The organism is Streptomyces sp. NPDC052040, assembly GCF_044548405.1.
Lineage (GTDB): Bacteria > Actinomycetota > Actinomycetes > Streptomycetales > Streptomycetaceae > Streptomyces.
The window spans coordinates 182,766-207,931 of record NZ_JBIUBV010000006.1; the positions used below are offsets into that span (position 1 = coordinate 182,766).

The 25,166-nt window shown below is 70.6% G+C and carries 20 protein-coding genes and 1 pseudogene; 9 read left to right on the forward strand and 12 right to left on the reverse strand.

The genetic code is table 11. The annotated features are described in order from the left end of the window. Window positions 1-9: 9 nt before the first annotated feature. Window positions 10-1,014, reverse strand: coding sequence for a carbohydrate ABC transporter permease (locus tag ACIHAA_RS15265; protein WP_399817077.1), 1,005 nt, complete (start codon window positions 1,012-1,014; stop codon window positions 10-12). A 97-nt stretch (window positions 1,015-1,111) separates the two neighbouring features. Continuing rightward, complete coding sequence (locus ACIHAA_RS15270; protein ID WP_399817079.1) at window positions 1,112-2,386, reverse strand: extracellular solute-binding protein; 1,275 nt, start codon at window positions 2,384-2,386, stop codon at window positions 1,112-1,114. 453 nt (window positions 2,387-2,839) lie between these two features. Between ACIHAA_RS15270 and ACIHAA_RS15275 the strand changes: the two genes are divergently transcribed. Both ACIHAA_RS15275 and ACIHAA_RS15280 read left to right on the forward strand, forming a co-directional pair. After that, window positions 2,840-3,874, forward strand: coding sequence for a LacI family DNA-binding transcriptional regulator (locus ACIHAA_RS15275; protein WP_399817080.1), 1,035 nt, complete (start codon window positions 2,840-2,842; stop codon window positions 3,872-3,874). A gap of 184 nt (window positions 3,875-4,058) precedes the next feature. Then, entirely contained in the window at window positions 4,059-4,925 is an 867-nt protein-coding gene (locus ACIHAA_RS15280; RefSeq protein ID WP_399817082.1) for a phosphatase PAP2 family protein, read from the forward strand. Window positions 4,926-5,030: 105 nt separating this feature from the next. Here the strand turns inward: ACIHAA_RS15280 and ACIHAA_RS15285 are convergent, their stop codons facing one another. After that, window positions 5,031-8,036, reverse strand: coding sequence for a bifunctional [glutamine synthetase] adenylyltransferase/[glutamine synthetase]-adenylyl-L-tyrosine phosphorylase (locus ACIHAA_RS15285; protein WP_399817084.1), 3,006 nt, complete (start codon window positions 8,034-8,036; stop codon window positions 5,031-5,033). A gap of 238 nt (window positions 8,037-8,274) precedes the next feature. Here ACIHAA_RS15285 and ACIHAA_RS15290 point away from each other — a divergent pair, with 238 nt between their 5' ends. Genes ACIHAA_RS15290 through ACIHAA_RS15300 form a run of 3 tightly spaced genes read left to right on the forward strand, consistent with a single transcriptional unit; the run spans window position 8,275 to window position 11,511 of the window. Next, window positions 8,275-9,183: an alkaline phosphatase family protein gene (locus tag ACIHAA_RS15290; RefSeq protein WP_399817086.1), complete on the forward strand. Its 909-nt coding sequence runs from the start codon at window positions 8,275-8,277 to the stop codon at window positions 9,181-9,183. Between the two features lies 1 nt (window position 9,184). Further along, window positions 9,185-10,495: an MFS transporter gene (locus tag ACIHAA_RS15295; RefSeq protein ID WP_399817088.1), complete on the forward strand. Its 1,311-nt coding sequence runs from the start codon at window positions 9,185-9,187 to the stop codon at window positions 10,493-10,495. Further along, window positions 10,492-11,511: a TolB family protein gene (locus ACIHAA_RS15300; protein ID WP_399817090.1), complete on the forward strand. Its 1,020-nt coding sequence runs from the start codon at window positions 10,492-10,494 to the stop codon at window positions 11,509-11,511. Before ACIHAA_RS15295 ends, ACIHAA_RS15300 begins: the two co-directional genes overlap by 4 nt. Here the strand turns inward: ACIHAA_RS15300 and ACIHAA_RS15305 are convergent. The 4 genes from ACIHAA_RS15305 to ACIHAA_RS15320 form a co-directional block, all read right to left on the reverse strand. Then, window positions 11,499-11,954, reverse strand: coding sequence for a GNAT family N-acetyltransferase (locus ACIHAA_RS15305; RefSeq protein ID WP_399817092.1), 456 nt, complete (start codon window positions 11,952-11,954; stop codon window positions 11,499-11,501). The two genes, ACIHAA_RS15300 and ACIHAA_RS15305, sit on opposite strands and share 13 nt — an antisense overlap. A 71-nt stretch (window positions 11,955-12,025) precedes the next feature. Next, complete coding sequence (locus ACIHAA_RS15310) at window positions 12,026-12,349, reverse strand: winged helix-turn-helix transcriptional regulator (protein ID WP_399817094.1); 324 nt, start codon at window positions 12,347-12,349, stop codon at window positions 12,026-12,028. 110 nt (window positions 12,350-12,459) lie between these two features. Further along, window positions 12,460-13,371, reverse strand: coding sequence for an NADP-dependent oxidoreductase (locus ACIHAA_RS15315; RefSeq protein WP_399817096.1), 912 nt, complete (start codon window positions 13,369-13,371; stop codon window positions 12,460-12,462). Window positions 13,372-13,401: 30 nt separating this feature from the next. Continuing rightward, window positions 13,402-14,472 carry an alkene reductase gene (locus ACIHAA_RS15320; protein WP_399817098.1) on the reverse strand — a complete coding sequence of 357 codons (1,071 nt, stop codon included), beginning with the start codon at window positions 14,470-14,472 and terminating at the stop codon, window positions 13,402-13,404. Between the two features lie 211 nt (window positions 14,473-14,683). On the opposite strand from ACIHAA_RS15320, the gene ACIHAA_RS15325 reads away from it, so the two are divergent. Together ACIHAA_RS15325 and ACIHAA_RS15330 are read left to right on the forward strand one after the other, a co-directional pair. Beyond that, the gene (locus ACIHAA_RS15325) at window positions 14,684-15,226 is read left to right on the forward strand and encodes a MarR family winged helix-turn-helix transcriptional regulator (protein ID WP_399817100.1); all 543 of its coding nucleotides are present in this window, start codon (window positions 14,684-14,686) and stop codon (window positions 15,224-15,226) included. Window positions 15,227-15,485: 259 nt separating this feature from the next. Next, window positions 15,486-17,021 (forward strand): FAD-dependent oxidoreductase, encoded by a 1,536-nt coding sequence (locus tag ACIHAA_RS15330; RefSeq protein WP_399817102.1) that lies wholly within the window; start codon window positions 15,486-15,488, stop codon window positions 17,019-17,021. 204 nt (window positions 17,022-17,225) lie between these two features. On the opposite strand, the gene ACIHAA_RS15335 is transcribed toward ACIHAA_RS15330, so the two are convergent. Beyond that, on the reverse strand, window positions 17,226-18,455 hold the full coding sequence (locus ACIHAA_RS15335) for an aromatic acid exporter family protein (RefSeq protein ID WP_399817104.1): 1,230 nt from the start codon (window positions 18,453-18,455) through the stop codon (window positions 17,226-17,228). Window positions 18,456-18,910: 455 nt separating this feature from the next. Beyond that, entirely contained in the window at window positions 18,911-19,081 is a 171-nt protein-coding gene (locus tag ACIHAA_RS15340; RefSeq protein ID WP_399817424.1) for a hydrophobic protein, read from the reverse strand. Between the two features lie 139 nt (window positions 19,082-19,220). Between ACIHAA_RS15340 and ACIHAA_RS15345 the strand changes: the two genes are divergently transcribed. Next, window positions 19,221-19,394 (forward strand): CsbD family protein, encoded by a 174-nt coding sequence (locus tag ACIHAA_RS15345; RefSeq protein ID WP_399817106.1) that lies wholly within the window; start codon window positions 19,221-19,223, stop codon window positions 19,392-19,394. A 303-nt stretch (window positions 19,395-19,697) separates the two neighbouring features. On the opposite strand, the gene ACIHAA_RS15350 is transcribed toward ACIHAA_RS15345, so the two are convergent. The 3 genes from ACIHAA_RS15350 to ACIHAA_RS15360 all read right to left on the reverse strand — a co-directional run bounded on the left by ACIHAA_RS15350 (window position 19,698) and on the right by ACIHAA_RS15360 (window position 24,411). Further along, entirely contained in the window at window positions 19,698-20,546 is an 849-nt protein-coding gene (locus tag ACIHAA_RS15350) for an RNA polymerase sigma factor SigF (RefSeq protein WP_399817108.1), read from the reverse strand. Window positions 20,547-21,113: 567 nt separating this feature from the next. Further along, window positions 21,114-23,354, reverse strand: a complete 2,241-nt coding sequence (locus ACIHAA_RS15355) for a catalase (protein WP_399817110.1) — start codon at window positions 23,352-23,354, stop codon at window positions 21,114-21,116. A 184-nt stretch (window positions 23,355-23,538) separates the two neighbouring features. Next, window positions 23,539-24,411, reverse strand: a complete 873-nt coding sequence (locus ACIHAA_RS15360; protein ID WP_399817111.1) for an SDR family oxidoreductase — start codon at window positions 24,409-24,411, stop codon at window positions 23,539-23,541. A 160-nt stretch (window positions 24,412-24,571) separates the two neighbouring features. On the opposite strand from ACIHAA_RS15360, the pseudogene ACIHAA_RS15365 reads away from it, so the two are divergent. Beyond that, window positions 24,572-25,162, forward strand: a pseudogene (locus tag ACIHAA_RS15365) (transposase); the annotation flags it as partial. Window positions 25,163-25,166 lie beyond the last annotated feature (4 nt).

Genomic DNA, 25,166 nt, shown 5'->3' on the forward strand with positions numbered 1-25,166 from the left:
ACTCCTGCCTCAGATCGCGAGCTGCTGCTCGTTGCGGTTCAGCCAGCGGCGGTAGAACGAGGTGAAGACGATCAGGATGGCCAGCAGCAGGATGCCGTAGGCGGCGGACTGCGCGAAGTCACGCGGCTGCTGGCCGAAGCCCAGTTGGTAGGCCCAGGTGACCAGGATCTGGGCGTCGGGGGCGGTGTTCCCGAACAGCAGGAAGATGATCGCGAACTGGTTGAAGGTCCAGATGACGCCGAGCAGCACCACGGTGGAGCCGACGGGCCGCAGGCCCGGCAGGGTGACGTGCCGGAAGCGCTGCCAGGGGCTCGCGCCGTCCATCTCGGCGGCCTCGTAGAGCGAGCCGTCGATGGCCTGGAGGCCGCCGAGCAGCGAGAGCATCATGAAGGGCACCCCGCACCAGGTGTTGACCAGGATGGCGGCGGCGCGCTGCCAGAAGGTGTCCTCCAGCCACTCGGGCTGCGGCAGGTGCACGGCGTGCAGGGCCGCGTTGACGATGCCGCCGTCGGCGAGCATGAAGCGCCAGCCGAAGACGGTGACGAAGGTGGGCACGGCCCAGGGCAGCACCAGCACCAGGCGGTAGAGGGTCCGGCCGCGGAACTTCTGGTTGAGCAGCAGCGCGAGGCCGAGTCCGATGGTGTAGTGCAGGGTGACGCAGAGGACGGTCCAGACGATGGTCCACAGGAAGTGCGACCAGAAGCGGTCGTAGGACGTCGGTCCGAACAGGATGTCCCGGTAGTTGTCGAGCCCGATGAAGTGGTAGGTGGCGTCGATGTGGTTGACGCCGATGGTGCGGGCGGTGTTGAGGCTGTTGGCGTCGGTGAGCGTGAGGTAGAAGCCGTACACCAGCGGATACAGCACCAGCACCCCGAGCACCACGGCCACGGGGGTGATCATCGCGTAGGCGTACCAGTGCTTCTGGTACGCGTTCTTGAGACGCCGGCCCAGGCCGGGCCGCGGCGCGCGGTCACCGTGGCGCTTGCCGGTCGCGCGGTCGATGACGACTGTCATGGTTCGACACCTTCGGGAAGTTCGAGGGGTGGGGCCTGGGCACGGCCGGGTGGCCGCCGGTTCCCTCCCCCGAGGGGGAACCGGCGGCCACGGGGGCTCACTTGCTGAAGTCGGGGACCAGCTTGGCTATCGCCAGCTCCGCGTTGCTCAGGCCCTTGTCCAGCGACTCCTTGCCACCGGCGATCTTGGGCAGCTCGGCGTCGAGCGGGACCCACAGCGAGCTGTACTCGGGCAGCGCCGGGCGCGGCCGGGCGGCGGCGAGCACGCCCTGGTAGCCCGCGATGCCGGGGTCGGCCTTGACCTGGGCGGTGTAGGCGTCCTGGCGCGTCGGCAGGGTGGAGTTCTTCAGGGCGATGGTCTCCTGGGACTTCGCCGAGGTCATGAAGTTGACGAAGGTCAGCGCCGCGTCCTGGTGGGCCTTGTCCGAGCCCGCGTAGACGGAGAGGTTGTGGCCGCCGGTCGGGGCGCCCGGCTTGCCGGTGGAGCCCGCCGGGACGGTGGCGATGCCGAGGTTGGACTTGTCCTTGAAGGCCGAGCCCTGGTAGAAGTTCGTGATCTCCCAGGGGCCCTGGACGATCGCGGCGACCTTGCCGTTGACGAAGGCGTCCTGGATGTGGGCGTAGGCGTCGGCGGTGGTGTCGGCCGCGTGCAGGCCCTTGCCGGAGAAGAGGCTCAGCCAGGTGCCGTAGGCCTTCTTCGCGGGCGCCGAGTCCACGGTGATCTTCTTGCCCGCGGCGTCGACGGTGTCGGTGCCCTCGCCGTAGAGGAAGCTCTGCGCGTAGTAGGACTGGGTGGAGCCCCAGTAGCCGTCGACGCCGGTCTTGTCCTTGACCTTGGCGGCGTCGGACTTCAGCTCGTCCCAGGTCTTGGGCGCCTCGGTGATCCCGGCCTTCTGGAAGAGGGCCTTGTTGTAGACCAGCGCGAGGGTGTCGGTCACCAGCGGCACACCGTAGGTCTTGCCCTCGTACTGGGCCTGCTGGACCAGGCTGGACTGGAACGCGGCCCGGTCCGCGAGGGCCTTGGTGCCGTCCAGCGGCAGGAAGTAGCCCTTCTTGGCGAAGGCGGGCGTCCAGCCGACCTCGGAGCGCAGCACATCGGGGGCACCCTGGGAACCGGCGGCGGTGTCGAACTTGTTCTGCGCCTGGTCGAAGGGGACGTCGACGTACTTGACCTTGATCTTCGGGTTGGCCTTCTCGAAGTCCGCGACCAGTGCCTTGTACGTCGGCGCCTCGTTGGTGGCGTTGGAGGTGTCCCACCAGGTGATGGTGACCGGACCGCCGGACTTGCCGCTGTCGCTGTCACTTCCGCCGCAGGCCGTCGCCGCGAGGGCAACGGACGCCACCAGCGCGGTGGCCGCTATGCCACGCCGCATGAGTTCTCCTTGAGGGTGAAAGCCCGGGTAGCTCGGACGGCGGTCCCGTCCGCCGCCCTGCCGACTGTGCCGAGGGGGTCCCGTCCGCTCGGGGAGCCGAGAGTGGAGGACGTCCTCCGGGCGACGTGAACGTAACAGCGATGCAACCGGCGCGAAAGAGCTTGCAGAAAAAAAGTGCAAGGGCTGACGATGGTTACCCGCCCGTGACCTCACCGTGAGAGCCGGTACACCGGGAATCCGGGCCGGTCTGCGGGGCCGTGGACGCTTGTGCAAGACTCTGCAAGCTCTTGCCACGCCTGGCGCGTGCGGGGACCATCCCCTTGCGGAGACCGAGCCGAATACGAAGGACGAGGGAGCGCGATGACGCAGCAACCCGCAGCGGGCCGGTCAGCCGCCCGGGGCCGGCGTCCGATCGGTGGGCAGGCCGAGACCCGGCCGGTACAGTCCCATCCCGTGACCACACGGCTGGCCGACATCGCGGCGCAGGCGGGAGTCAGCGAAGCGACCGTCAGCCGGGTCCTCAACGGAAAGCCGGGCGTCGCCGCGACCACCCGCCAGTCCGTGCTGGCCGCCCTCGACGTCCTCGGCTACGAGCGTCCGGTACGGCTGCGCCAGCGCAGCGAGGGCCTGGTCGGTCTGATCACCCCCGAGCTGGAGAACCCGATATTCCCCGCGCTCGCCCAGGTCATCGGCCAGGCGCTGACCCGCCAGGGGTACACCCCGGTGCTGGCGACCCAGACCCCCGGCGGGTCCACCGAGGACGAGCTGACGGAGATGCTGGTGGACCGCGGGGTCGCGGGCATCATCTATGTCTCCGGGCTGCACGCGGACACCACCGCCGACATGCAGCGCTATGAGCGGCTGCGCGCCCAGGGGGTGCCCTTCGTCCTGGTGGACGGCTTCTCCCCCAAGGTCCAGGCGCCGTTCATCTCCCCCGACGACCGGGCCGCGATGTCGCTGGCGGTCACCCATCTGGTGTCCCTGGGGCACACCCGGATAGGTCTGGCGCTCGGGCCCAAGCGGTTCGTCCCGGTGCAGCGGAAGATCGAGGGCTTCGTCCGTACGATGCAGGACCAGCTGGGGCTGTCCCCGGAGGACATCGAGTCCCGGCTGATCCAGCACTCCCTCTACACCCTGGAGGGCGGCCAGGCGGCGGCGGCCGCGCTCATCGACCGGGAGTGCACGGCGGTGGTGTGCGCGAGCGACATGATGGCGCTGGGCGCGATACGCGCGGCGCGGCAGCAGGGGCTGGAAGTCCCCACCGACATCTCGGTGGTGGGCTTCGACGACTCCCCGCTGATTGCCTTCACGGACCCGCCGCTGACGACGATCCGCAAGCCGGTCCCGGCGATGGGGCAGGCGGCGGTGCGGACGCTGCTGGAGGAGATCGGCGGAACGCCCGCGCCGCACAGTGAATTCGTGTTCATGCCGGAGCTGGTGGTGCGGGGTTCGACGGCTTCGGCGCCCGGGGAGCGCAAGCGTCCCTGAGGCCCGGGGAGCGCGGACGCCCCTCGGCCCGGGCAACGCACTCGCTCCTGGGCCCGGCGAGCGCAATCGTTCCTGGGCAGGAGGTGCCGGGCCGCCGTGCGCTCCCCCGGGTGGAGAACATGCGACCGCAACCCTTCCGGGGGATGAGCGGCGGCGGAATGCTTTTCTGGCAGACTCTGTCCTTATGGGTGACAGGACCGTGACGACAGCGGAGGGCCTCGGCCCTGCCGCGCCACCGGACGTCACGGACGGGACGGCGCACCGCCCGGGTCCCGGCCCGCTGCGCAGGCTCCGCACTCCGCGCCGTCCGCGCTTCTGGTTCGAAATCCTGCTCATCGGGGTCAGTTACTGGGTCTACTCCCTGATCCGCAACGCCGTGCCGGAGCAGAAGGCGCAGGCGCTGGCCAACGCGGACGGGCTGTGGCGCCTCGAACACCGGCTGGGGATAGCGGTCGAGGACTCGGTCAACCACGCCGTCAACTCGATGACATGGCTGATCGTCGGCATGAACTACTACTACGCCACACTGCACTTCGTGGTGACCCTCGCGGTGCTGGTGTGGCTGTACCGCAGCCATCCGGGGCGCTACGCGGCCACCCGGCTCGCCCTGTTCGCCACGACGGCGGTGGCGCTGCTCGGCTACTACTTCTTCCCGCTCGCGCCGCCCCGCCTGATGAACGGCGGGGACTTCGTCGACACGGTGGTGGTGCACCACACCTGGGGTTCGATGGCGTCGGGCGATCTGAAGCACATGTCGAACCAGTACGCTGCCATGCCCTCGATGCACATCGGCTGGTCGCTGTGGTGCGGTCTGACGCTGTTCGCGCTGGCCACCGTTCCCTGGGTGCGGATCCTGGGCCTGCTGTACCCGGCGGCCACCCTCACGGTGATCGTCGCCACCGCGAACCACTTCTGGCTGGACGCGGTCGGCGGGGCGCTCTGCCTCTCGGCCGGCTTCGCGGCGGCCTGGCTGTGGTACGGCGCGCTGCCCTATGCGCTGCCGCGCCGGGTGGCCGGCGGCGGTCCGCTGCTGGTGCCCGTGGAGGCGTGAGCCCCGCGGATTCCGCCGGGCGTGAGCCCCGCGGATTCCGCCGCCCCCGCCCCCGCCGTCCCGCCGTCCCGCCGTCCCGCCGTGGAAGATTCTTCTCCCCCGTCGTCAGACGCCGTAGAAGATCTTCTCCACCACGGTCCTGGCCCGGCGCGTCGTGCGTCGGTAGTCGTCCAGCATGTCGCCCGCGTGGCCCGGCCCGTAGCCCAGATAGCGGCTCACCGCGGCCAGCTCCCGCCGCTCGGAGGGGAAGGTGTCGCCCGCCCGCCCCCGGACCAGCATCACCGCGTTGCGCACCCGGGAGGCGAGCACCCAGGCCTCGTCCAGCACTTCCGCGTCCTCCGCGTCGATCAGCCCGGCCCGGCGGGCGGCGTCGAGGGCGGGGCGGGTACGGGTGGTGCGCAGGCCCGCCTCCGTCGCGCCGTGCCGCAACTGGAGCAGTTGCACCGTCCATTCCACGTCCGACAGACCGCCCCGGCCCAGCTTGGTGTGGAGTGTCTTGTCCGCGCCGCGCGGCAGCCGCTCGGACTCCATCCGGGCCTTGAGCCGCCGGATCTCGCGCACGGCGTCGCCGTCCAGGCCCGACTCCGGGTAGCGCAGCGGGTCGACGAGCTCGATGAAGCGGCGGCCCAGGTCCTCGTCCCCGGCCACCGGCTCGGCGCGCAGCAGCGCGTGCGACTCCCACACCAGCGACCAGCGCCGGTAGTACGCGGCGTACGAGGCCAGGGTGCGCACCAGCGGCCCCGACTTGCCCTCGGGGCGCAGGTCGGCGTCGACGAGGAGCGGCGGGTCGCTGCTCGGCAGCTGGAGCAGCCGCCGCATCTCCGCCACCACCTTGTTCGCGGCCTCGCCCGCCTCCCGCTCGTCCACGCCGTCCTGCGGCTCGTGCACGAACAGCACGTCCGCGTCGGAGCCGTAGCCCAGCTCGTGTCCGCCGAAGCGGCCCATGCCGATGACCGCGAACCGGGTGGGCAGGGTGTCGCCCCAGCCCGCCCGGACGACCGCGCGGAGGGTGCCTGCGAGAGTGGCCGCGGTCAGGTCCGAGACCGCGCAGCCGACCAGGTCGATCAGTTCGCCCTGGTCGGAGGGGGCGGGGGCGTCCTCACTGCCGTAGGAGCCGACGATGTCCGCCGCGGCGGTGCGGAACAGCTCGCGCCGGCGCACCCCGCGGGCCGCGGTGACCCCCTGTTCGGCGTTCTCCGCGCGGCGGACCGCGGCGAGGATCTCCTGCTCCAGCTGGGGCCGTCCGCGCGGTACGAGGCCGCCGCCGCTGCCGTCGCCGTCGCCGAGGAGGGCCACCGCCTCGGGCGCGCGCATCAGCAGATCGGGGGCGAGCCGTCCCGCGGACAGCACCCGGGCGAGGTTCTCGGCGGCGGCGCCCTCGTCCCGCAGCAGCCGCAGGTACCAGGGGGTCTTGCCGAGGGCGTCGGAGACCTTGCGGAAGTTGAGCAGGCCCGCGTCCGGGTCGGCGGAGTCCGCGAACCAGCCGAGCAGCACGGGCAGCAGGGTGCGCTGGATGGCGGCCTTGCGGGTGACTCCGGAGGCCAGGGCCTCCAGGTGGCGCAGGGCGGCGGCCGGGTCCGCGTAGCCGAGCGCCACCAGCCGTTCCCGGGCCGCGCCGGGACTCAACCGGGCTTCTCCGGGGGCGAGTTGGGCGACGGCGTCGAGCAGCGGCCGGTAGAAGAGCTTCTCGTGCAGCCGCCGTACGACACCGGTGTGCCGTTTCCACTCGCGCCGCAGCCCCGCGACGGGCTCGATGCGCAGCCCCAGGGAGCGGCCGAGGCGCCGCAGGTCGGCCTCGTCCTCGGGGACGAGATGGGTGCGGCGCAGCCGGAAGAGCTGGATGCGGTGTTCCAGGGAGCGCAGGAAGCGGTAGGCCTCGTCCAGCGGCACGGCGTCGGCGCGTCCGATGTAGCCGCCCGCCGCGAGCGCCTTGAGGGCGTCCAGGGTGGTGCCGCTGCGCAGCGAAGTGTCGGCCCGTCCGTGCACCAACTGGAGGAGCTGTACGGCGAATTCGACGTCCCTGAGGCCGCCGGGGCCGAGCTTCAGCTCGCGTTCGACCTCTCCCACGGGGATGTTGGCGACGACCCGGCGGCGCATGCTCTGCACATCGGCGACGAAGTTCTCGCGCTCGGCGGCCTCCCAGACGAGGGGGGCGAGGGCGGCCGTGTACTGCTCGCCGAGTTCCGGGTCCCCGGCGACCGGGCGGGCCTTGAGCAGGGCCTGGAACTCCCAGGTCTTGGCCCAGCGCTGGTAGTAGGCGAGGTGGCTGCTCAACGTCCGTACCAGGGGGCCGTTCCTGCCCTCGGGCCGCAGATTGGCGTCGACGGGCCAGATGCTGCCCTCGACGGTGGTCTCGGAGCAGATCCGCATCATGTGCGAGGCGAGCCGGGTCGCGGCCTGGAGGGCCTTGCGCTCGTCGCCGCCGTTCGCGCTCTCGCCGACGAAGATCACGTCCACGTCGGAGACGTAGTTGAGTTCATGGCCGCCGCACTTGCCCATCGCGATCACCGCGAGCCGGCAGAGCGCCGCGTCCTCGGGAGCGTCGGCGCGGGCCAGGGCGAGGGCGGCCCGGAGGGTGGCGGTGGCGAGGTCGGCCAGTTCGGCGGCGGTCTGGGCGACATCGGTGGTGCCGCACACGTCGCGGGCGGCGATGGACAGCAGGCAGCGGCGGTAGGCGACGCGCAGCGAGACGGGGTCGGTGACGTCCGCTAGCTGCTGTTCGAACTCCGCCACCCCGGGGTGCAGGTCCTGGGCCTCGTAGGTGACCAGTACGTGCCAGTCGCCCGGGTGGCGGGCCAGGTGATCGGCGAGCGCGGCGGAGGCGCCGAGGACGCCGAGCAGCCGGTCCCGCAGGGGCTTCGCCGCGATCAGCGTGTCGAGCAGCTCGCGCCGGGCGGTGGGGTCGGGCTGCGCCTCCAGGAGCCGGACCAGGCCGCCCAGCGCCAGATCGGGGTCGGCGGTCGCGCCGAGCGCCTCCAGCAGCACGGGATCGGCCTTGAGGGACGCCGGTTCGACGCTCTCCAGGAGGCGTTCGGCGGCGGAGGGGTCGGTGAAGCCGTGCCGCAGCAGCCGCGTGAAGGTGCTGCTCCTGCGTCCTTGGGGCACGGTCATCCCTCGGCCTCCCGGGCGTCGATCAAGGTACTGCGGCTTTGAGCGTAGCCCCAGTCCCCGGCGGGAGCGCCCGCGCGGTGTCCCGGGACGCGGGTTCCGGCCGGGGGCGCCGACGGACGCGGCAGGTGTTCACCGGCTCTTCATCCCCGGGCCCGGGCGGCGTGGAGCCCCGGCATATTGGCGTGTGCATGCTCTGTCCGTACCGCCACCCCGTCCCCTGCCCCCACCGGAGGCCGAAGTGTCCGGGAGTTCCGCGTACCGCCGTCGCCGTCGTGCCCGCCGTGCCCGTACCGCCGTGGCCTCCGCGGCGGCCCTCGCCGCCACGGCGTTCGGGCTGTGGGCCGGTCTCGGCGGCGAAGCGCCCGCGCATGCCGCGAGCGCCGTGCCGAGGCCGGACCACGTGGTCGTCGTGGTCTTCGAGAACCACGCCTACAGCCAGGTGATCGGCTCCTCCGGCGCCCCCTACATCAACTCGCTCAGGTCCGGCGGCGCGAGCCTCACCCAGTCGTACGCCGAGACCCACCCCAGCCAGCCCAACTACTTCGCGCTGTTCTCCGGCTCCACCCAGGGCGTCACGGACGACAGCTGCTACACCCCCGGCTTCTCCTCCGCCCCGAACCTGGCCGCCGAACAGCTCGCCGCGGGCCGGACCTGGGCCAGCTACAATGAGACACTGCCCGGCCCGGGCTCCACCACCTGCACCAGCGGCAGCTACGCCCGCAAGCACAACCCGTGGTTCGGCTTCGCCAATGTGCCGACCTCGTCCGCGAAGACGTTCGCACAGTTCCCGGCGGACTATGCGACGCTGCCGCAGCTGTCCTTCGTGGTGCCGAATCTGTGCAGCGACATGCACGACTGCTCGGTGTCCACCGGCGACACCTGGCTGAAGAACAACCTGGGCGCGTACGCCACCTGGGCCAGGACCCACAACAGCCTGCTCGTCCTCACCTTCGACGAGGACAACAAGCTCAGCGGCAACCGCATCCCGACCGTGCTCTACGGCCAGCCGGTCGCGGCCGGTTCCACCAGCTCCACCACGTACAACCACTACGACCTGCTGCGCACCCTGGAGGACACCCAGGGCCTGACCGCGCACGCGGGCAACGCGACCGCGGCCAAGGACATCACCGGCGTCTGGGCGTCCTGACGTGTATGTGGCGGACAGCCGCGCCGCCGGGCCGCCGGTGCCCGCGGACGGCGCCGTCCGGCTCCCCGCCGGGCGGCGCCGCGCCGCGGTCGCGCCCACGGTGCTCGCGCTCGGCACGGTCAGCCTGGTCACCGACGTCTCCTCCGAGATGGTCACGGCCGTGCTCCCGCTGTACCTGGTCACCGGACTCGGCCTGTCCCCGCTGGGCTTCGGTCTCCTGGACGGCGTCTACAACGGCTTCTCCGCGCTCGTCCGGCTGGCCGGGGGCCATCTGGCCGACCGCGGCGGCGGCCGCCACAAGTGGATCGCGGGCACCGGCTACGCCGTCTCCGCGCTGTGCAAGCCGCTGCTGCTGCTCGCCCACACCCTCACCCCCATCGGCCTGGTCCTGGCCGCCGACCGCACCGGCAAGGGGCTGCGGACGGCACCCCGGGACGCGCTGATCTCCCTGTCCAGCACACCGGAGACCCGCGGCCGCGCCTTCGGCGTGCACCGGGCGATGGACACGGCGGGCGCCCTGCTCGGACCGCTGACGGCCTTCCTGATCCTCCGCGCCACGGTGGACGGCTACGACGCGGTGTTCACGGTCAGCTTCTGCGTGGCCGTGGCGGGGGTACTGGTGCTGGTGCTCTTTGTGCCGGGGGGCAGCCGCGCCGAGGGAGCGGGCGGGGGCCCGGCGCTGCGGTCCGGCTCCCCCGGCCGTCCGACCCTCCGCGCCGCGGTGTCCCTCCTGCGCCGCCGGGAGTTGCGCCGGATCGCGGTCTGCGCGCTGCTGCTGGGCCTCGCCACGGTCAGCGACTCCTTCGTCTATCTGCTGCTGCAACGGCGCCTCGGCGTCCCGGACCGCCTGTTCGCGCTGCTTCCGCTCGGCACGGCGGCGGCCTTCCTGCTCCTGGCGGTGCCGTTGGGGCGGCTCGCGGACCGGGTGGGCCGGTGGCGCGTCTTCCTGACGGGCCACGGTGCGCTCCTCACGGCGTACGGCCTGCTGCTCACCTCCTGGCACGCGCCCGCGCTGCCGTACGCCGTACTCACCCTGCACGGCGCCTTCTACGCGGCGACCGACGGCGTGCTGATGGCGGCCGCTTCGGAGGGTGTCCCCGAGGCCCTGCGCTCCTCGGGTCTGGCCCTGGTGCAGACGGGCCAGGCACTGGCCCGGTTCGCCTGCTCGCTGGGGTTCGGGGCGCTGTGGACGGTGTGGGGCGACCGCGGCGCGCTGGCCGCGTCGACGGCGGCTCTGGCGGTGTGCGCGGCCTTCTCCCTGGTCCTCCGCCCCGGCGCGGCGGCCACCGACCGCCCGGAAGGCGCCGTATGACACCCCGCACCCGCATGCTGGTCCTGCTCACCGCGCTGATGGTGCTGGCTGGGGTCGCCACGGCCTCGGTGCTGCACGCGTCGGCGCGGGCGGAGCGCCGCGACCGCCCCCAGGCGGGCGGCCCCCGGATCGCCCCCGGCACGGTGGCCCTGAACCGGCGGGGCAGCATGGTGTTCCGCAATCTGGCGTGGGGACCGCACCGCGACGACCTGGTGACGGTCCCCGCCGCGGACCCCTCGGGCCCGCGCACCGCGTCCCCCGTCCACTGCCTGCGCTTCTACGCCGCCGGGGGCACCGGGATCTGCCTCCAGGCGGTGCACGGCCCCGTCTCGGACAGCTATCGCGCGGTCGTCCTCGACGCCTCCCTGCACCCCGGCGCCCGCTACGACGTCCCGGGCATCCCCTCGCGCGCCCGGGTGTCCCCGAGCGGCCGCTATGCCGCGTGGACGGCCTTCGTGGGCGGGGACTCGTACGCGGGGACCGACTTCTCGACCCGTACGGCGATCGTCGACACCCGCACCGGTGCGCTCACCCCGTCCCTGGAGGCGTACCGGATCGTCAAGGACGGGCGGCCGTACCACGCGGCCGACGCGAACTTCTGGGGCGTCACCTTCGCCGCCGACGACCGCACGTTCTACGCGACCCTCGCCACGCGCGGCAGGACCTATCTGGTCCGCGGAGATCTGCGCGCCCGCACGGTGACCGCCCTCCGCCCGAACGTCGAGTGCCCCTCCCTGTCCCCCGACGGCACCCGGATCGCCTTCAAGAAACGTGTTCCCGGCCTCCCCGCGGACGCGCCCTGGCGCCTCTACGTCCTCAGCCTGCGCACCGGCCGCGAAACCGCCCTGGCCGAGCCCCGCAGCGTCGACGACCAGGCCGTCTGGCGGGACGACCGCACCCTGGTCTACGCCCTGCCCGGCGACTACGGCGCCGATCTGTACACCGTCCCGGCCGACGGCACGGGCAGGCCGCGGCGCATCAACACCGCGGCCGTCTCCCCCGCCTACGTCAGCTGAGGCGGAGCCAGCCTCTTGAACATATGGACGTCCTCCGCGCCGCCGGGGAGTCCCAGGGTCCGTCCGGTCTCGACATAGCCATGGCGCTGGTAGAACGCCGGGGCCTGGAAGGTGAAGGACGACACGCACGCCCGGTCGCAGCCGCGCCGCAGCGCCTCCTCCTCCGCGGCCAGCAGCAGTCGGCTCCCCCAGCCGTCACTGCGGCTCCCCTCACGGATCCAGAGCATCTCGATGCCGAGCAGCCCGCCCCAGGTCCAGGCGGTCAGCCCCCCGATCAACTCCCCGGAGTCGTCGACGGCCTTCACCGACAGGGTGCCCTGGTCGGCCTCGCTGGTGCCGGTGGCCCGGAAGTTGAACTCGTCCAGCCCCTTGCCCAGCCGCTCATTGAGTTCCGCGTCCCGCTGCCCGACGCTCAACGTCCCACCGGCGTGCTCCTCGACCATGCCGCCGAGTCTGACACAGCGTCCGCTCCCGCATCCGCGCCTGCCGCGCGGCACTCGGGGGGTCTGCGCGATCAGCTGATGCGGTGCCGGGACCAGGAGCGGATCTGCTCCAGTGCGGGGAGCAGGGCCTGCCCGTCGGGGGTGAGGGTGTAGGTGGCGGGTCCGGGCGGGAGCCGGTCATGGGTGACGAGTCCGGCGTCGAGGAGTCCGCGCAGCCGGTCGGCGAGCATCTTGGTGCTGATCCCGCCCACCGCGGTGCTCAGTTCGCCGAAGCGGGCGGGCCGGGTGGCCAGGGTGTGGAGGATGACGCCGTTCCACTTCTGGCCGAGGACCTCGAACGCCATGGCGAGGTCCACGTCGGCCGTGAGCGGCGCGAGGCTGGTCCGTGCTGCCATTGGCTGGTGAGTCCTTCTGCTTGTGGTCGTGATGGGTGGGCCGCAGCCGGCCCGGGAAGTCCGGCTGCGGCCCGGGACCGCCCACCGTGGTGGACGGGGTCCTACCGGGGTCAGGGCAGCAGAACGGCCTTGCCCCGGTTACGGCGTGCCTCCAGATCGGCGTGGGCGTGGGCCGCGTCGGCGAGCGGGTAGGTCCGCCAGACGGGCAGGGTCAGCCTGCCGTCGGCGGCCAGCTGCACGAGTTGGGGCAGAGAGTCCTGCCCCGGGGTGTGGTCGGTGTTGCCGGAGCTGAAGCGGACGCCGTGCTGCGCGGCGGTCATGTCGGCGATGGTAATGACGTGTGCGGTGTCGCCGGTCAGGGTGACGGAGTCGGCCAGTACGCCCGCTCCGGAGGCGTCGAAGACGTGGTCGACGCCCTGCGGGGCCGCGGCCCTCACGCGCTGGAGCCAGCCGTCGCCGTAGCGGACCGCGGCCGCCCCGAGTGCGGTGAGGCGTTCGAGGTCGTGGTCCCCGGCCGTGGCCAGGACACTGACACCGCGGGCGGCGGCCACCTGCACCGCGATCGTGCCCACACTCCCCCCGGCACCGTGCACGAGAAGGGTCTGGCCCTGGCGCACGCCCAGCTCGTCCAGGACCCGTACCGCGGTCCGCCCGACCGTGACCAGCGACGCCGCCACCTCCCACGACACGGCCGCAGGCTTGGCGATTGGCCGCTCCAGCAGCGCGTACTCGCCGTAGCCGCCCCCGACCGTCCCGCCCAGGACCTCATCCCCCACGGCCACGCCCGCGCCGTCGCCGACGGCATCGACGACACCGGCCGCATCCAGGCCGGGCATCACGGGGAAGTGGGCCGGGACGGCCTTGGCCATCAGACCCGAGCGGATCTTCACATCGAGAGGATTCACCGACGCGGCCCGCACCCGGATCCGCACCTGACCCGGCCCCGGCTCCGGCGGGGTGACCTCGGTCAGCTTCAGCACCTCGGGCGCGCCGTATTCGGAGAAGGTGATCGCTTGCGACATTGCGGTAACTCCCGTTCGCAGGTGGTGGGGTCAGGCGGTGAGGGTGGGGTAGTCGGTGTAGCCGCGGTGGTCGCCGCCGTAGAAGGTGGCCGGGTCGGGGGTGTTGAACGGGCCGCCCGCCGCCAGCCGCCGCGGCAGGTCCGGATTGGCCAGGAACAGCGCCCCGAACGCCACCATGTCCGCGCTGCCGTCCTCCACCAGCCCCAGCGCCTCCGGGCCCGTCACCTCCGGATGGGTGAACGGGTTGAGGACGAACGTGCCGGGCCACACCGTGCGCAGCCGGGACGTCAGTTCGCGGTCCGGGCCCTCCATCAGGTGCAGATACGCCAGGTCCAGACCCGTGATCCGCTCCAGCAGAGCGGTGTAGACCTCGGCCGGGCGGTCCTCGACGATGTCGTTGTAGCGGTTGCCGGGCGAGATCCGCAGCCCCACCCGGTGAGCGCCGACCGCCCCCGCCACCGCCTCCACAACCTCCGCGGCGAACCGGATCCGGCCCTCGACGCCGCCGCCCCAGCCGTCGGTACGCAGGTTGGTGTTGTCCGCGAGGAACTGGTGCAGCAGATAACCGTTCGCACCATGGATCTCCACCCCGTCGAACCCGGCCTCCACCGCATTGCGGGCCGCATCCGCGAAGTCCGCGACCGTCCGCCCGATCTCCGCCCCACCCAGCTCCCGCGGAGTCACATACTCCTTCGGCCCCTCATGGGTGAAGACCCGGCCCTGCGCGGCCACCGCCGACGGCGCCACCGGCACCACACCCTCCGGCAGCAGACTCGGATGCCCGATCCGCCCCGTATGCATCAACTGCGCGAAAATCACACCCCCCTCCCGGTGCACCGCATCCGTCACCCCACGCCACGCCCGCACCTGCCCCGCCGAGTGCAGCCCCGGCGTATCCGGATACCCCTGACCCACCACCGACGGCTGCACCCCCTCCGTCACAATCAGCCCCGCACCCGCACGCTGCGCGTAATACGCCGCCATCGACTCCGTCGGCTCCGCACCCACCCCGAACGCACGACTCCGCGTCATCGGCGCCATCACCAAACGATTCGCAAGACGCATACCGCCCAGCACGATCGGATCGAAAGCAGTGGTCATGATCTCTTCAGCTCCCTAGGTTGCCTGTCCGAACAAGTAAATCACTTGTCCGAACAGTAAACGCCCTCCGGGCCAGTCCCCGTAAGCAGAAGTGAAGGAAGTAACACCGACCCGAACGGCCACATGAGGCGGCCTCCGGCAGACGGGGAAGCCTCGGCGCCCCTCGGCCGAAGGTAGGATCTACCTGTCCAAACAGGAGAGCGAGGAAGAGATGGCCGAGTCCACACCGGAGGCCGGGCACGATGCCGGAGTGACGGAAGTGACCGAACAGGAAGCCACCGTGCCGGTCCCCGGCGCGGCCGGCAGCGGGCCGATCAGCCACGCGATCTTCCGGCTCGCCCGCCTGCACCGCATGTTCGCGGGGCAGCTACTACGCCGCATCGGACTGCACCCGGGCCAGGAGCTGGTCATGATGCACCTCTGGGAACTGGGCCCACAGCGCCAGATCGACCTGGTGCGCCTGATGGACTCCGACGCCGCCACCATGACCCGCACCGTCCGCCGCCTGGAACAGGCGGGCTTCGTCCGCCGCCGCCCCTCGCCCACCGACAAGCGCGCCTCGCTCATCGAACCCACCGCGGCGAGCCATGCCCTGCGCCGCGAGGTGGAACGGGTCTGGAGCCAGCTGGAGGAGATCTCGGCCACCGGTCTCTCCGACGACGAGCGCGCGGGCGCCCTCGCCACCCTGGAACGCCTGGAGCAGAACCTCGTACAGGCCGCCACCCAACCCCCGGCACCGGACACGGGGGACTAAGGCATATCTCTTTGGCGCGTAACCGAGCGAGTGGTACCGAGATCAGCACAGTGGTACAGAAATCAGCGCATCCGCAGCCAGACGTGATCAATCAGGATCAGGCGATTATGTGCGGGTGGCGGTGTGGCAGGCGCCCCCGGGCCTGGCGAGTCAGGGGGTGGGTCGGCGGGCCATCAAGGTGCCTGCGGCGCAGGCGATCAAGGTTTCCGAGGGGGCGCGACCCCGCGTGTCACCTCGCCAGGACGGGCACTCGTCGGTCATGAATGCCGAACGAGATTTCCGGGGGTCGTACTGGATCGAGACCGCGCCGGCTGGCGAGCCCGCGCCTCCGCCGGCCAGGGATATCACCATCGACGTGGCGGTGGTCGGCGGCGGCATGGCGGGGCTCAGCACCGCCTGGGAGCTGGCATGGCGCGGGCGGGAGGTGGCCGTGCTGGAGGCGGGGCTTATCGCCGGCGGGGTCACCGGACACACGACGGCCAAGCTGACCGCTCTGCACACCCTCGTCTACGACCACCTGCGCCGCACCCGGGGTCGGGAGGGCGCGCGGCTGTACGCCCAATCACAGTCGGCGGCGATCCGTCGGGCTGCCGAGGCCGTCGCGGACCTGGGCATCGACTGCGATTGGGAGGAGGCGGCGGCCTGTACGTACGCCGAGTCCGAGCAGGGCGTCGCGGTACTGCCGGCGGAGGCCGAGGCCGCGCGCGAGGCGGGCCTGCCGGCCGAGTTCGTCACTGGGACGGAGCTGCCGTATCCGGTGGCGGGCGCGGTCCGGGTGACCGGGCAGGCCCAGTTCCACCCCGTGAAGTACCTGCACGCCCTGGCCGCCGATCTGCGCGCCCGCGGCGGCACCATCCATGAAGGGACCCGCGTCACCGGCCTCGCCGAGGGCGAACCCTGCGTCCTGACCACCGACGTCGGCATCAAGGTGCGGGCGCGCGAGGTCGTCGTCGCCACCCACTACCCCGTCTTCGACCGGGCGCTGCTGTTCACCCGGCTCTCCCCCCGCCGCGAACTGGTCGTCGCGGGGACCATCGACGCGGATGCGGCACCCCGTGGTATGTACATCACTCCCGAGCAGAACACCCGGTCCGTGCGCAGCGCCCCCCACACCGACGGACAACGGCTGCTGATCGTCACCGGTGAGCACTTCACCCCTGGCGCCGCGGACGTCGAGGAGCGCTTCGACCGGCTTGCCGCCTGGGCCACCGGCCGCTTCCCCGGGGTGAGGCTCACCCACCGGTGGGCCACCCAGGACAACGACTCCACCGACTCCGTTCCCCTCGTCGGTCCCCTCCACCCCGGCAGCCGCCACACCTATGTGGCCACCGGCTTCGGCGGCTGGGGCCTGAGCGGCGGCATCATGGCCGGCCGACTGATCAGTGACCTCATCGAGGGGCGGGAGGTCGAGTGGGCGGCCCTGTACGACCCCCGCCGCCTGGGTTCCGTGGTCCGCGAGGGCGGGTCGTTCCTCCAGCACCAGGCTCGCGTCGCCAGGCACTTCATCGGCGACCGGCTGCCGTCCGTCACGGCTCCTGCGCCCGAGGACCTCAGGCCGGGAGATGGCGCCGTCATCCGGGTCGGCGGCCACCAGTGCGCCGTGCACCGGGACGACAGCGGCCACCTCCAGGCCGTCTCGGCCCGCTGCACCCACCTCGGCTGCCTCGTCGCCTTCAACCGCGCGGAGCAGGCGTGGGAATGTCCCTGCCACGGCTCCCGCTTCGCCCCGGACGGCAGCATCCTCCAGGGCCCAGCGGTACGGCCCCTGGAGAAGCGGGAGGTCCAGTCGCCTTGACCGCAGTACGCGCAGCGATTCCGGCGCGACGTCGTCAACTGCTCACCGAACAATTGCTCTGATGGAAGATGGTCCCCAGCGCACCGACGACTTGAGTGGCCCTGCCGCCGAACACGGCGTTGCTTCCGGGTCCACGGACAGCAGGACGGTGTAGGGGGAATCCAACCATCCCTCGGCCTGGCGTAGGTGCGTGGCGACTGGTCGTCAGTGCGGGGGGCTTTCGGAGCGTGATGGCTTTCTTGCCGCAATCATGCTGACTTTGCGCGGCCGACAGCGGGCTGTCTGTTCGGCGCGGTCCATGTTGGCGGGGGCGCGTTCCAGTTCTACTGCGATGCGTTCGATGTCGTTCAGGAGCGCACCGCGCAGGATCAGGCAGTCGCGACGACGCGCGTCAGTTTCCTCCGGCATGCCGAGGAGTTCGTGGAGCGAGGAACGAGCGCCTGTCAGGGCGTCTTCCAGTTCTTCAGTGGTTGTACGTTTGACGTGTCCCGTCTGTTCCAGCCCGTCGGCCAGGTGGTGGAGCGCGTCGGCGCAGCCGCGGCGGAAGCTCGAGGAGAGGCAGTCCTCCTTTCCGTCGGCTCGCGCGTGGTCGAGTCCCCTGGCGAGCGACTGCAGGTGGGTGGCGCAGAGGTGAGCTGTGCAGATGGCTGACTCCGAGCGTGCGAGCAGGCGGTGCGAGTCGGCCGGGTCCGGGCGTGGGTTGAGCCGGGCGTTCTCCTGTTCGGCAGCCACTGAGGCTGCGGCCGCCCCGGCTTCGCCCGATATCCGTGCGGCTCGCTCCCTCCAGGTCGACGCGTCGGTGAGCGCCGAGCGGGCGTCCTCGGTGCTCAGGCTGTGAGCAGCGGTACGCAGCAGGTCGGCGAGGTTCGTGAACAGGGCTGCAACCCGCAGTCTGCGGTGCACGGGACGGCGGGCCGGCGCGGCGACCGTCTGCACGAGAGCGCCGCAGCCGGCACCGAGCGCCACTGCCGCCACGAGTTGCAGGCAGTACCCCAGATGCCCGCGGCCTGCGTCGAACGCAAAGATCGCCACCACGACGACCTGGAAGCCATGCTCTCCCAGTGGCCTGGGCCGCGCCAGGACCAGCCCGGCGAGCGCGAGCAGGACGAAGGTCCATCCATGCACGCCGGCCCACGAAGCGAGCCCGGCAGCCAGCCCTACCCCGACCACCAGCGCAGCTACGTACTGTGCCCCGTGGCGCAGGGACCGGTACAGCGTCGCCTGCGACACCAGCAGCGCCGTAAGCGGGGCAAATGACAAGACAGTGCGAGGCAGCAGCCAGCGCGCCAGATACCATGCTGCTGTCGCCGCCGCGGTCGCCTTGATAAGGAGAACGAGGTCGTCCCGCTCAGGGCCTTGTCCGCACAGACCGGCTTTCAGATATCCAGCCGTCCGGCGCACCTGAATGGCCAGCCTCCTGCCTATTCCTCCCATGAATCACACCACCTGCTCGACGTACTCGCGAAATTTCCAGGTACCCCGCCGGTCACAGCAAAACGGAGCTGAGGAAATTTCTCTCGCCCAGACCCTGCCGGTTCCGCGTCCAAGGCCGGCAAGGAGCCCCGTAGAGCGACACGAGCAAGGCGCCGCACCAAGACCAAGTCGGGCGTTTTTCTGGGCGGTTTGGGAGGTCCGCCCGTCACATCTGTGCGGAGCCTGCGCCGCGGGATCTCCCGACGCACCCGACGCCAGGGACGGGAGGGCCGGGAGGCTGCGCAGGCTCCACCGCGCAAGGCCCTTCCGCCCCCGACAACACCACGCCTACCCCCGTGGCCCTTGGGAACTCCTTCGTCCTGCCCGGACGGTTTTATGGACATGCTTTTCAGGCACACGCCTGGGCCCGACCGTCCGCGACGGTCGGGCCCAGGGCGGGGCAATGTGCTGTCAGGTCACCATCGGTACCAGCGGCCGCGGGTGCCTCCGGCGTTTGTGGAACGCATCACGAACCCGAGCAGCCACAGCACGAGCACGGCCACGGCCACCCACCACAGAATCTTGACGGCGAATCCGGCGCCGAAAAGGATCAGGGCGAGAAGCAGAACAAGAAGCAGGGGAACCATAGTCATCAACCTCCTGCGGCTCAGTGTGCCCTGCGGGCGGCCCTCCATTCACCGGCAACACCTTGTTTATGGAGAAAAAGCCGGGGCACCAGAGGCTTGGCCGCGACAGCGGCACCAGCCGTTTACGAGGAGGGGCATCATGTCTGCCAGCGAGAAGGCCAAGGCGAAGACCGAGCAGGCCAAGGGAAAGAGCAAGGAAACCCTCGGAAACGCCGTTGGCAACGACCGCATGGCCGCCGAGGGGCAGGCGGAAAAGACCAAGGGTGACGCCCGTGAGGCCAAGGAGAAGACCAAGGACACGCTGAAGCCCTGATGTGCTTCTTCTTGGAGCAGAGGGGGGCCGGTTATACCGGCCCCCCTCTGCTGTCGGCGATTTCGCACGCGGTTTGGGAGCTGCATCGGTCCCAGGCCGGGCAGACGGCCCCTCGCGGAATGGGCATTGCCGCGGCCCGGTGACCCGGCTACCCCTGGGACGCGAGGGTCTTCTGCGCGGGGATGCCCGGCAGGGCCCTGATCCTCTCCCCGGGCGGCGGAGGCACACTCCCATCGCGACAGGGAGACGGTCGCAGGGCGCCCAGGACGGAGGAGCGCTTGGGCCTGGCGGGCGCGGGCAGGCTCAGTGGGTGGCGAGCATCCCCTCACGCAGGCGCGCGAGGCAGCGGGAGAGCAGCCGGGAGACGTGCATCTGGGAGATGCCGAGGCGTTCGCCCATCTGAGCCTGGGTGAGTTCCTCCACGAACCGCATGTGGATGATCTGCCGGTCCCGCTCATCGAGATCGGCGACCAGCGGGGCCAGGGTATGGAAGTCCTCGACCAGTTCGAGCGCCGCGTCTTCGAGGCCGATGAAGTCCTGCAGCGCTCCCTCGCCCCCGCCGTCCTCACCGGTGCCCAGCGCGGCGTCGAGGGAGGCAGAGGTATAGCCGTTGGAGGCCAGCTGGGCCTCACGTACTTCGTCCTCGGACAGACTCATCAACTCGGACAGTTCCATGACTGTGGGGTTGCGGCCGAGGCGGCTGCTCAGTTCTTCCTTCGCGCGAGCCAGGTGGACACGGGCTTCCTGAAGTCGCCGGGGTACGTGCACGGCCCAGGAGGTGTCGCGGAAGAACCGCTTGATTTCGCCGACGACATAGGGGATGGCGAAGGTGGTGAACTCGACCTCGCGGGACAGCTCGAACCGGTCGATGGCTTTGATCAGGCCGATCATGCCTACCTGGACGATGTCGTCCATCTCCTCCGGCCCCCGGCTGCGGAAGCGGCCGGCCGCGAAGCGGACCAGAGACATGTTCATCTCGATCAGCGTGTTCCGCGCGTAGCTGTACCGCGGCGTGCCCTCCTCCAGCACCGCCAACTGGCGGAAGAAGAGCCTCGAAAGCTCACGCGCGTCCTTGGGGGGCACCTGAGAAGGGTCGGCGACCTCCGGGAGCTCGGGCGTCTGCGTGTGCTTCACCATCGTCATGGGCGTCATGCCGTTTCCCTCCCGAAATCAGGACACACCGCTGCGACCCGCCGAAGCGCGGCTGGCGAGCCACCGACTACCCCCTCATCCTGCACTCATTCCTGCTCCTTGCGTGAATCGGTGTCGAACATGGCCGGGGCGTTGGACTGCCTGCCGGATCACATTGCGGCCGCAGTCGACCAGGGCATCGAGCATCGTGGTCGCCGGGTGGCGAGGTGTCGTCGGCCGATCCCCTTCCAGCGCTCCTCCCGGCTCGCGGCCCAGAGCCGCTGAAGTGGCCGTGCCGACCCGCTGTCCCCTGGCCGCGGGGCCCCAGCACACCGCCCCTGGCCCGGCGCAGTTGCGCGTTCTGCACGGCGAGTTCGTCCCTCGAAGGGCCAGTGGCAGCCTGCGGCGGCCGGCCAGGGAGTCGTCGGCTGCCCGTCCGGCTTTCGGGCCCTGCCGGCAGGAGCCTGGCTGGCCCAGCAGAAATGTGTCGTCCTCGTGGGTGTGCTCCGCGGGGCTGGTGTGGCAGCGACCCGCTTCCTGCTCAGCCTCCGACGGGAGGCTGAGCAGCGGGACCCGCTGTACGACTGGTCAGCCGGTGGCGGGAAAGCGCTCCCAGACTCGGTGGGCGGCCAAGAGGCCGGTCAGCGATTGCAGGGTGGCGGTGGCGTTGGCGCCCACGACCACGCCGGCGGCGTCGGCGGGTACGGCCGCGCTCTCCAGTGCGCCCTCTCCGCCGGCCCAGGCTCCGATGGCTTTGCCGTGCCGGAAGCCTTCGGCCACCAGCAGAGTGACGCGCGGGTCGATCGTCGGCTGAGAGGTCCCCACAAGTGCGGCTTTGGCATCGCGGGCAGCGTCGGCGTCGCTGCCCCCGCCAGGGGGTCCTGCCAGCAGGATCGCGTCGAACTCCACGGATCGTGCGGTGACGTAGGTGCGCTGGATGGTCAGGGGGTCGTCTCCGTCGCCCAAGGGGGCGCCGGTCGGTGCGACGACCAGGGGAACCATGCCCGCTTGGAGCACTGCTTCCCGCACCTCGCGTACGCCGTCCAGGTCTCCTTCCGGGCCGGTGACGATGCCGATGACGCGACCGTCCGTGGGCCAGGTCTCGCCCACCTGGGAGAGGGCCGGGCTCGGTTCGACGTCGGCCGGCGCCGTGGTCGCTTCGGGCGCGGGCAGACCCAGCCCTGCCGCGACCTGACGGCACAGTTCGGGGTCGATGTTCGCGAGAACCAGCAGCGCTCTCTCCTTGACGGCCTGCTCGTAGCATTTGCCGAGCTCGAAGGTGTAGGCGCCGATGATGTGCTCGCGTTCCACCGGGCTCATGCTGAGCCAGAAGCGGCGGGGCTGGCTGAAGTGGTCCGCGAACGATTCGGGCGCCTCACGGACCTTCACTGCTTCCGGGAGGCGTACGGGCACCTCGATGTACGCGCCTGTCTCGGCGCCTGCCTGGAAGGGGCAGCCCCCGTCCAGAGAGTTGGGCCGGTAGGGGGCCACTCCACGGTGCACGGCTGTCTGGTGCATGCCGTCGCGCAGCATGTCGTTGACCGGGGCATGGGGGCGGTTGATGGGGATCTGGGAGAAGTTGGGGCCGCCCAGACGGGTGATCTGGGTGTCGAGGTAGGAGAAGAGTCGCCCGGCGAGCAGGGGGTCGTCGGTGATGTCGATACCGGGGACGAGGTGGCCGACGTGGAAGGCGACCTGTTCGGTCTCGGCGAAGAAGTTCGAAGGGTTGCGGTTGAGGGTGAGGAGTCCGACCGGCTGCACCGGGGCCAGTTCTTCCGGGACGATGTTCGTCGGATCCAGCAGGTCGATGCCCTCGAAGGTCTGCTCCGGGGTGTCCGGGAAGGTCTGAATGCCCAGTTCCCACTGCGGATATGCGCCGGCTTCGATGGCGTCGGCCAGATCACGGCGATGGAAGTCCGGGTCTACACCGCTGATGATCTGCGCTTCCTCCCACACCAGGGAGTGCACGCCGAGCTTCGGTTTCCAGTGGAACTTCACGAGCGTCGTGGCGCCCTCGGCATTGCACAGGCGGAAGGTGTGGACGCCGAAGCCCTCCATCATGCGGAACGAGCGCGGGATGCCCCGGTCGGACATGTTCCACAGCGTGTGGTGGGTGGCCTCGGTGTGCAACGTCACGAAGTCCCAGAACGTGTCGTGGGCGCTCTGGGCCTGCGGGATCTCACGGTCGGGGTGCGGCTTCCCGGCGTGGATGACGTCCGGGAACTTGATCGCGTCCTGGATGAAGAACACCGGAATGTTGTTGCCGACCAGGTCGAAGGTGCCCTCGGCGGTATAGAACTTGGTCGCGAAGCCCCGGGTGTCCCGGACGGTGTCGGCCGACCCCCGGGATCCCAGCACTGTGGAGAAGCGCACGAAGACCGGAGTTTCCGTGTCCGGAGCCAGGAAGGCGGCCTTGGTCACGGTCATGGCCGTGCCGTAGCTCTGGAACACGCCGTGGGCTGCTGCTCCGCGGGCGTGGACGACACGCTCCGGGATGCGTTCGTGGTCGAAGTGCATCACCTTCTCGCGCAGATGGTGATCCTGCAGCAGCACCGGACCACGAGGGCCCGCCTTGAGCGAATGATCGGTGTCATACAGCCGTACGCCCTGAGCAGTCGTCAGGTATGCCCCGGACTGCGCCATCCTGGCCCCGTCGGCCCCCGTAGGCTGCCCGGTGGGTGACACCGTGGCCGGCCCGCACTGGTCCGGCTTCGCCGCCAACGGCTCTCGAGGCTCAGTAGGTTCAGCGACCGACGGCGACTCGGAACCTGGCTTGCCGGGAATTCCTTCCTCCGGGCCCGTCCCGTCGCCGCGCATGGGCTTACTCATGAGTTCTTCCCCTCACCTTCGCGGGGAGTCGCTGTGCTCCCCGGGCATTGACTGATCGGGCCGGCCGACGCGCAGCCACCGCACCAGCACTGGCGAACCTCCCATAAGCGTGGAATATCACGCAGAAGGCGCGCCTGCTGACATCTTTGGTTGCAGCGGAGCGGACAGCAGGAGCGGCTGTCTGTCATGGCAGGGGGGTTCCGCCGGTGGCGTTCAGGATTTCCGCCGTGATGAAGCTCGCCCGTTCGGATGCGAGGAAGACGTAGGCGGGCGCCATTTCTGCGGGTTGGGCAGGTCGCCCCAAGGGGGCTTGCTTCCCGAATTCCTTGGTGTCGGGCATGGTGGCCGGGATCAGCGGAGTCCACACCGGGCCCGGGGCAACGGCGTTGACCCGGATGCCGTCGGAGGCGAGCATCTGCGCCAGGCCCTGGGTGAAGGTGACGATCGCGCCCTTGGTCATGGCGTAGTCCAAGAGGTGCGGGCTGGGCTTGTACGCCTGCACAGAGGTGGTGTTGATGATCGATCCCCCCGAGGGGATATGAGGCAGGGACATCCTGCACAGCCAGAACATGCCGTAGAGGTTGGTACGGACAACGCGGTCGAACTGCTGCGTGGAAATCGCCTGGATTCCGTCTGGCTGAGACATTTGGTAGGCGGCATTGTTGACGAGAATGTCGATGCGTCCGAATTCAGCGACAGCGCGATCGACCAGCCGTCGACATTGCTCTTCGTCGCGAATGTCGCAGGGAACAGCTACTGCTTTACGGCCCGCTCCCTCGACGAGCCGGGCGGTCTCGCGGGCGTCGTTCCCCTCCTCCGGGAGGTAGGTGAAGAGGACGTCGGCGCCTTCCCTGGCGTACGCAAGACAGACGGCGCGGCCGATACCCGAGTCGCCTCCGGTCACCACGGCCTTTCGGTTGTCGAGGAGGCCGCTCCCCTCATAGCTGGCCTCGCCGTGGTCGGGCGGCGGGTCCATGGGGCCGGTCCAGCCCGGGTGCTCCTGGCTCTGGGCGGGCAAGTCCGGGCGGGGGTGCTTGTGGGTGGGGGGCTCGTTCATGAATTAAGTACCTCGTTCCCTTTCAGACGGGCGGATTCAAGTACGAGGAGCACCAGGGCCTGCTCTCCTCGACTTCCAGGTGGTCGGCCATCAACTCCTCAAGCGTCTCGATCTCCCACCGGCATCCGCGTCTCGCTGGTCGTGTCACAGCCGGGTCCCCACCCCGCAGAAAGTCATTCCCGCCAGTACCTGGCCGCTCAGGACGCGCGTCCACTCCTCCGCTTGGAAGTACCGCACCAACTCGCCCTGGCGGGACCTGCCCGAGGAAATCGGCTCGTTCCGGACCGCTCACAAGCGGCTGTTCAGGTGGGCCGTCGACGGCCCATGGGAGAAGATCCTCGCCTCCGTCCTCGCGGCAGCGGATGCCGCCGACGGCATCGGCTGGACCGTCTCGGTCGGCTCAACCGTCGTCCGGGTCCACCAGCACGCCGCCGGAGCACTCAAAAGGGGGCCGACGACCGCAACGAGCCGGCCGACCACGCACTCGGGCGCTCCCGTGGCGGGCCGAGCACCAAGATCCACCTGGCTACAGACGGCCCTGCACGACCCTGGCTCCGGCCGTCACCGCAGGCCAGGCATCAACCGCCTCAAACAGTGGCGCGGCCTGGCCACCCGAACCGACAAACCCGCGATCGCCTACCAGGCCGCACTCCACCTCGCCGCCATCCTCATCCGGACACGGCGCCGGCCAAAGAGACAGGCCCCAAGAGCACCACGGCGCACCACACAGGCCGGGGCCGGCAGTCCATGACCGC

Bases quoted from the DNA above. Each gene is read 5' to 3' on its own strand.
- ACIHAA_RS15335 (WP_399817104.1), bottom strand. From the start codon at position 18,455: ATGGGAGGAATAGGCAGGAGGCTGGCCATTCAGGTGCGCCGGACGGCT.
- ACIHAA_RS15270 (WP_399817079.1), bottom strand. From the start codon at position 2,386: ATGCGGCGTGGCATAGCGGCCACCGCGCTGGTGGCGTCCGTTGCCCTC.
- ACIHAA_RS15265 (WP_399817077.1), bottom strand. From the start codon at position 1,014: ATGACAGTCGTCATCGACCGCGCGACCGGCAAGCGCCACGGTGACCGC.
- ACIHAA_RS15280 (WP_399817082.1), top strand. From the start codon at position 4,059: ATGGGTGACAGGACCGTGACGACAGCGGAGGGCCTCGGCCCTGCCGCG.
- ACIHAA_RS15330 (WP_399817102.1), top strand. From the start codon at position 15,486: ATGAATGCCGAACGAGATTTCCGGGGGTCGTACTGGATCGAGACCGCG.
- ACIHAA_RS15305 (WP_399817092.1), bottom strand. From the start codon at position 11,954: ATGGTCGAGGAGCACGCCGGTGGGACGTTGAGCGTCGGGCAGCGGGAC.
- ACIHAA_RS15325 (WP_399817100.1), top strand. From the start codon at position 14,684: ATGGCCGAGTCCACACCGGAGGCCGGGCACGATGCCGGAGTGACGGAA.
- ACIHAA_RS15315 (WP_399817096.1), bottom strand. From the start codon at position 13,371: ATGTCGCAAGCGATCACCTTCTCCGAATACGGCGCGCCCGAGGTGCTG.
- ACIHAA_RS15340 (WP_399817424.1), bottom strand. From the start codon at position 19,081: ATGGTTCCCCTGCTTCTTGTTCTGCTTCTCGCCCTGATCCTTTTCGGC.
- ACIHAA_RS15320 (WP_399817098.1), bottom strand. From the start codon at position 14,472: ATGACCACTGCTTTCGATCCGATCGTGCTGGGCGGTATGCGTCTTGCG.
- ACIHAA_RS15360 (WP_399817111.1), bottom strand. From the start codon at position 24,411: ATGAACGAGCCCCCCACCCACAAGCACCCCCGCCCGGACTTGCCCGCC.
- ACIHAA_RS15300 (WP_399817090.1), top strand. From the start codon at position 10,492: ATGACACCCCGCACCCGCATGCTGGTCCTGCTCACCGCGCTGATGGTG.
- ACIHAA_RS15355 (WP_399817110.1), bottom strand. From the start codon at position 23,354: ATGAGTAAGCCCATGCGCGGCGACGGGACGGGCCCGGAGGAAGGAATT.
- ACIHAA_RS15285 (WP_399817084.1), bottom strand. From the start codon at position 8,036: ATGACCGTGCCCCAAGGACGCAGGAGCAGCACCTTCACGCGGCTGCTG.
- ACIHAA_RS15350 (WP_399817108.1), bottom strand. From the start codon at position 20,546: ATGACGCCCATGACGATGGTGAAGCACACGCAGACGCCCGAGCTCCCG.
- ACIHAA_RS15345 (WP_399817106.1), top strand. From the start codon at position 19,221: ATGTCTGCCAGCGAGAAGGCCAAGGCGAAGACCGAGCAGGCCAAGGGA.
- ACIHAA_RS15310 (WP_399817094.1), bottom strand. From the start codon at position 12,349: ATGGCAGCACGGACCAGCCTCGCGCCGCTCACGGCCGACGTGGACCTC.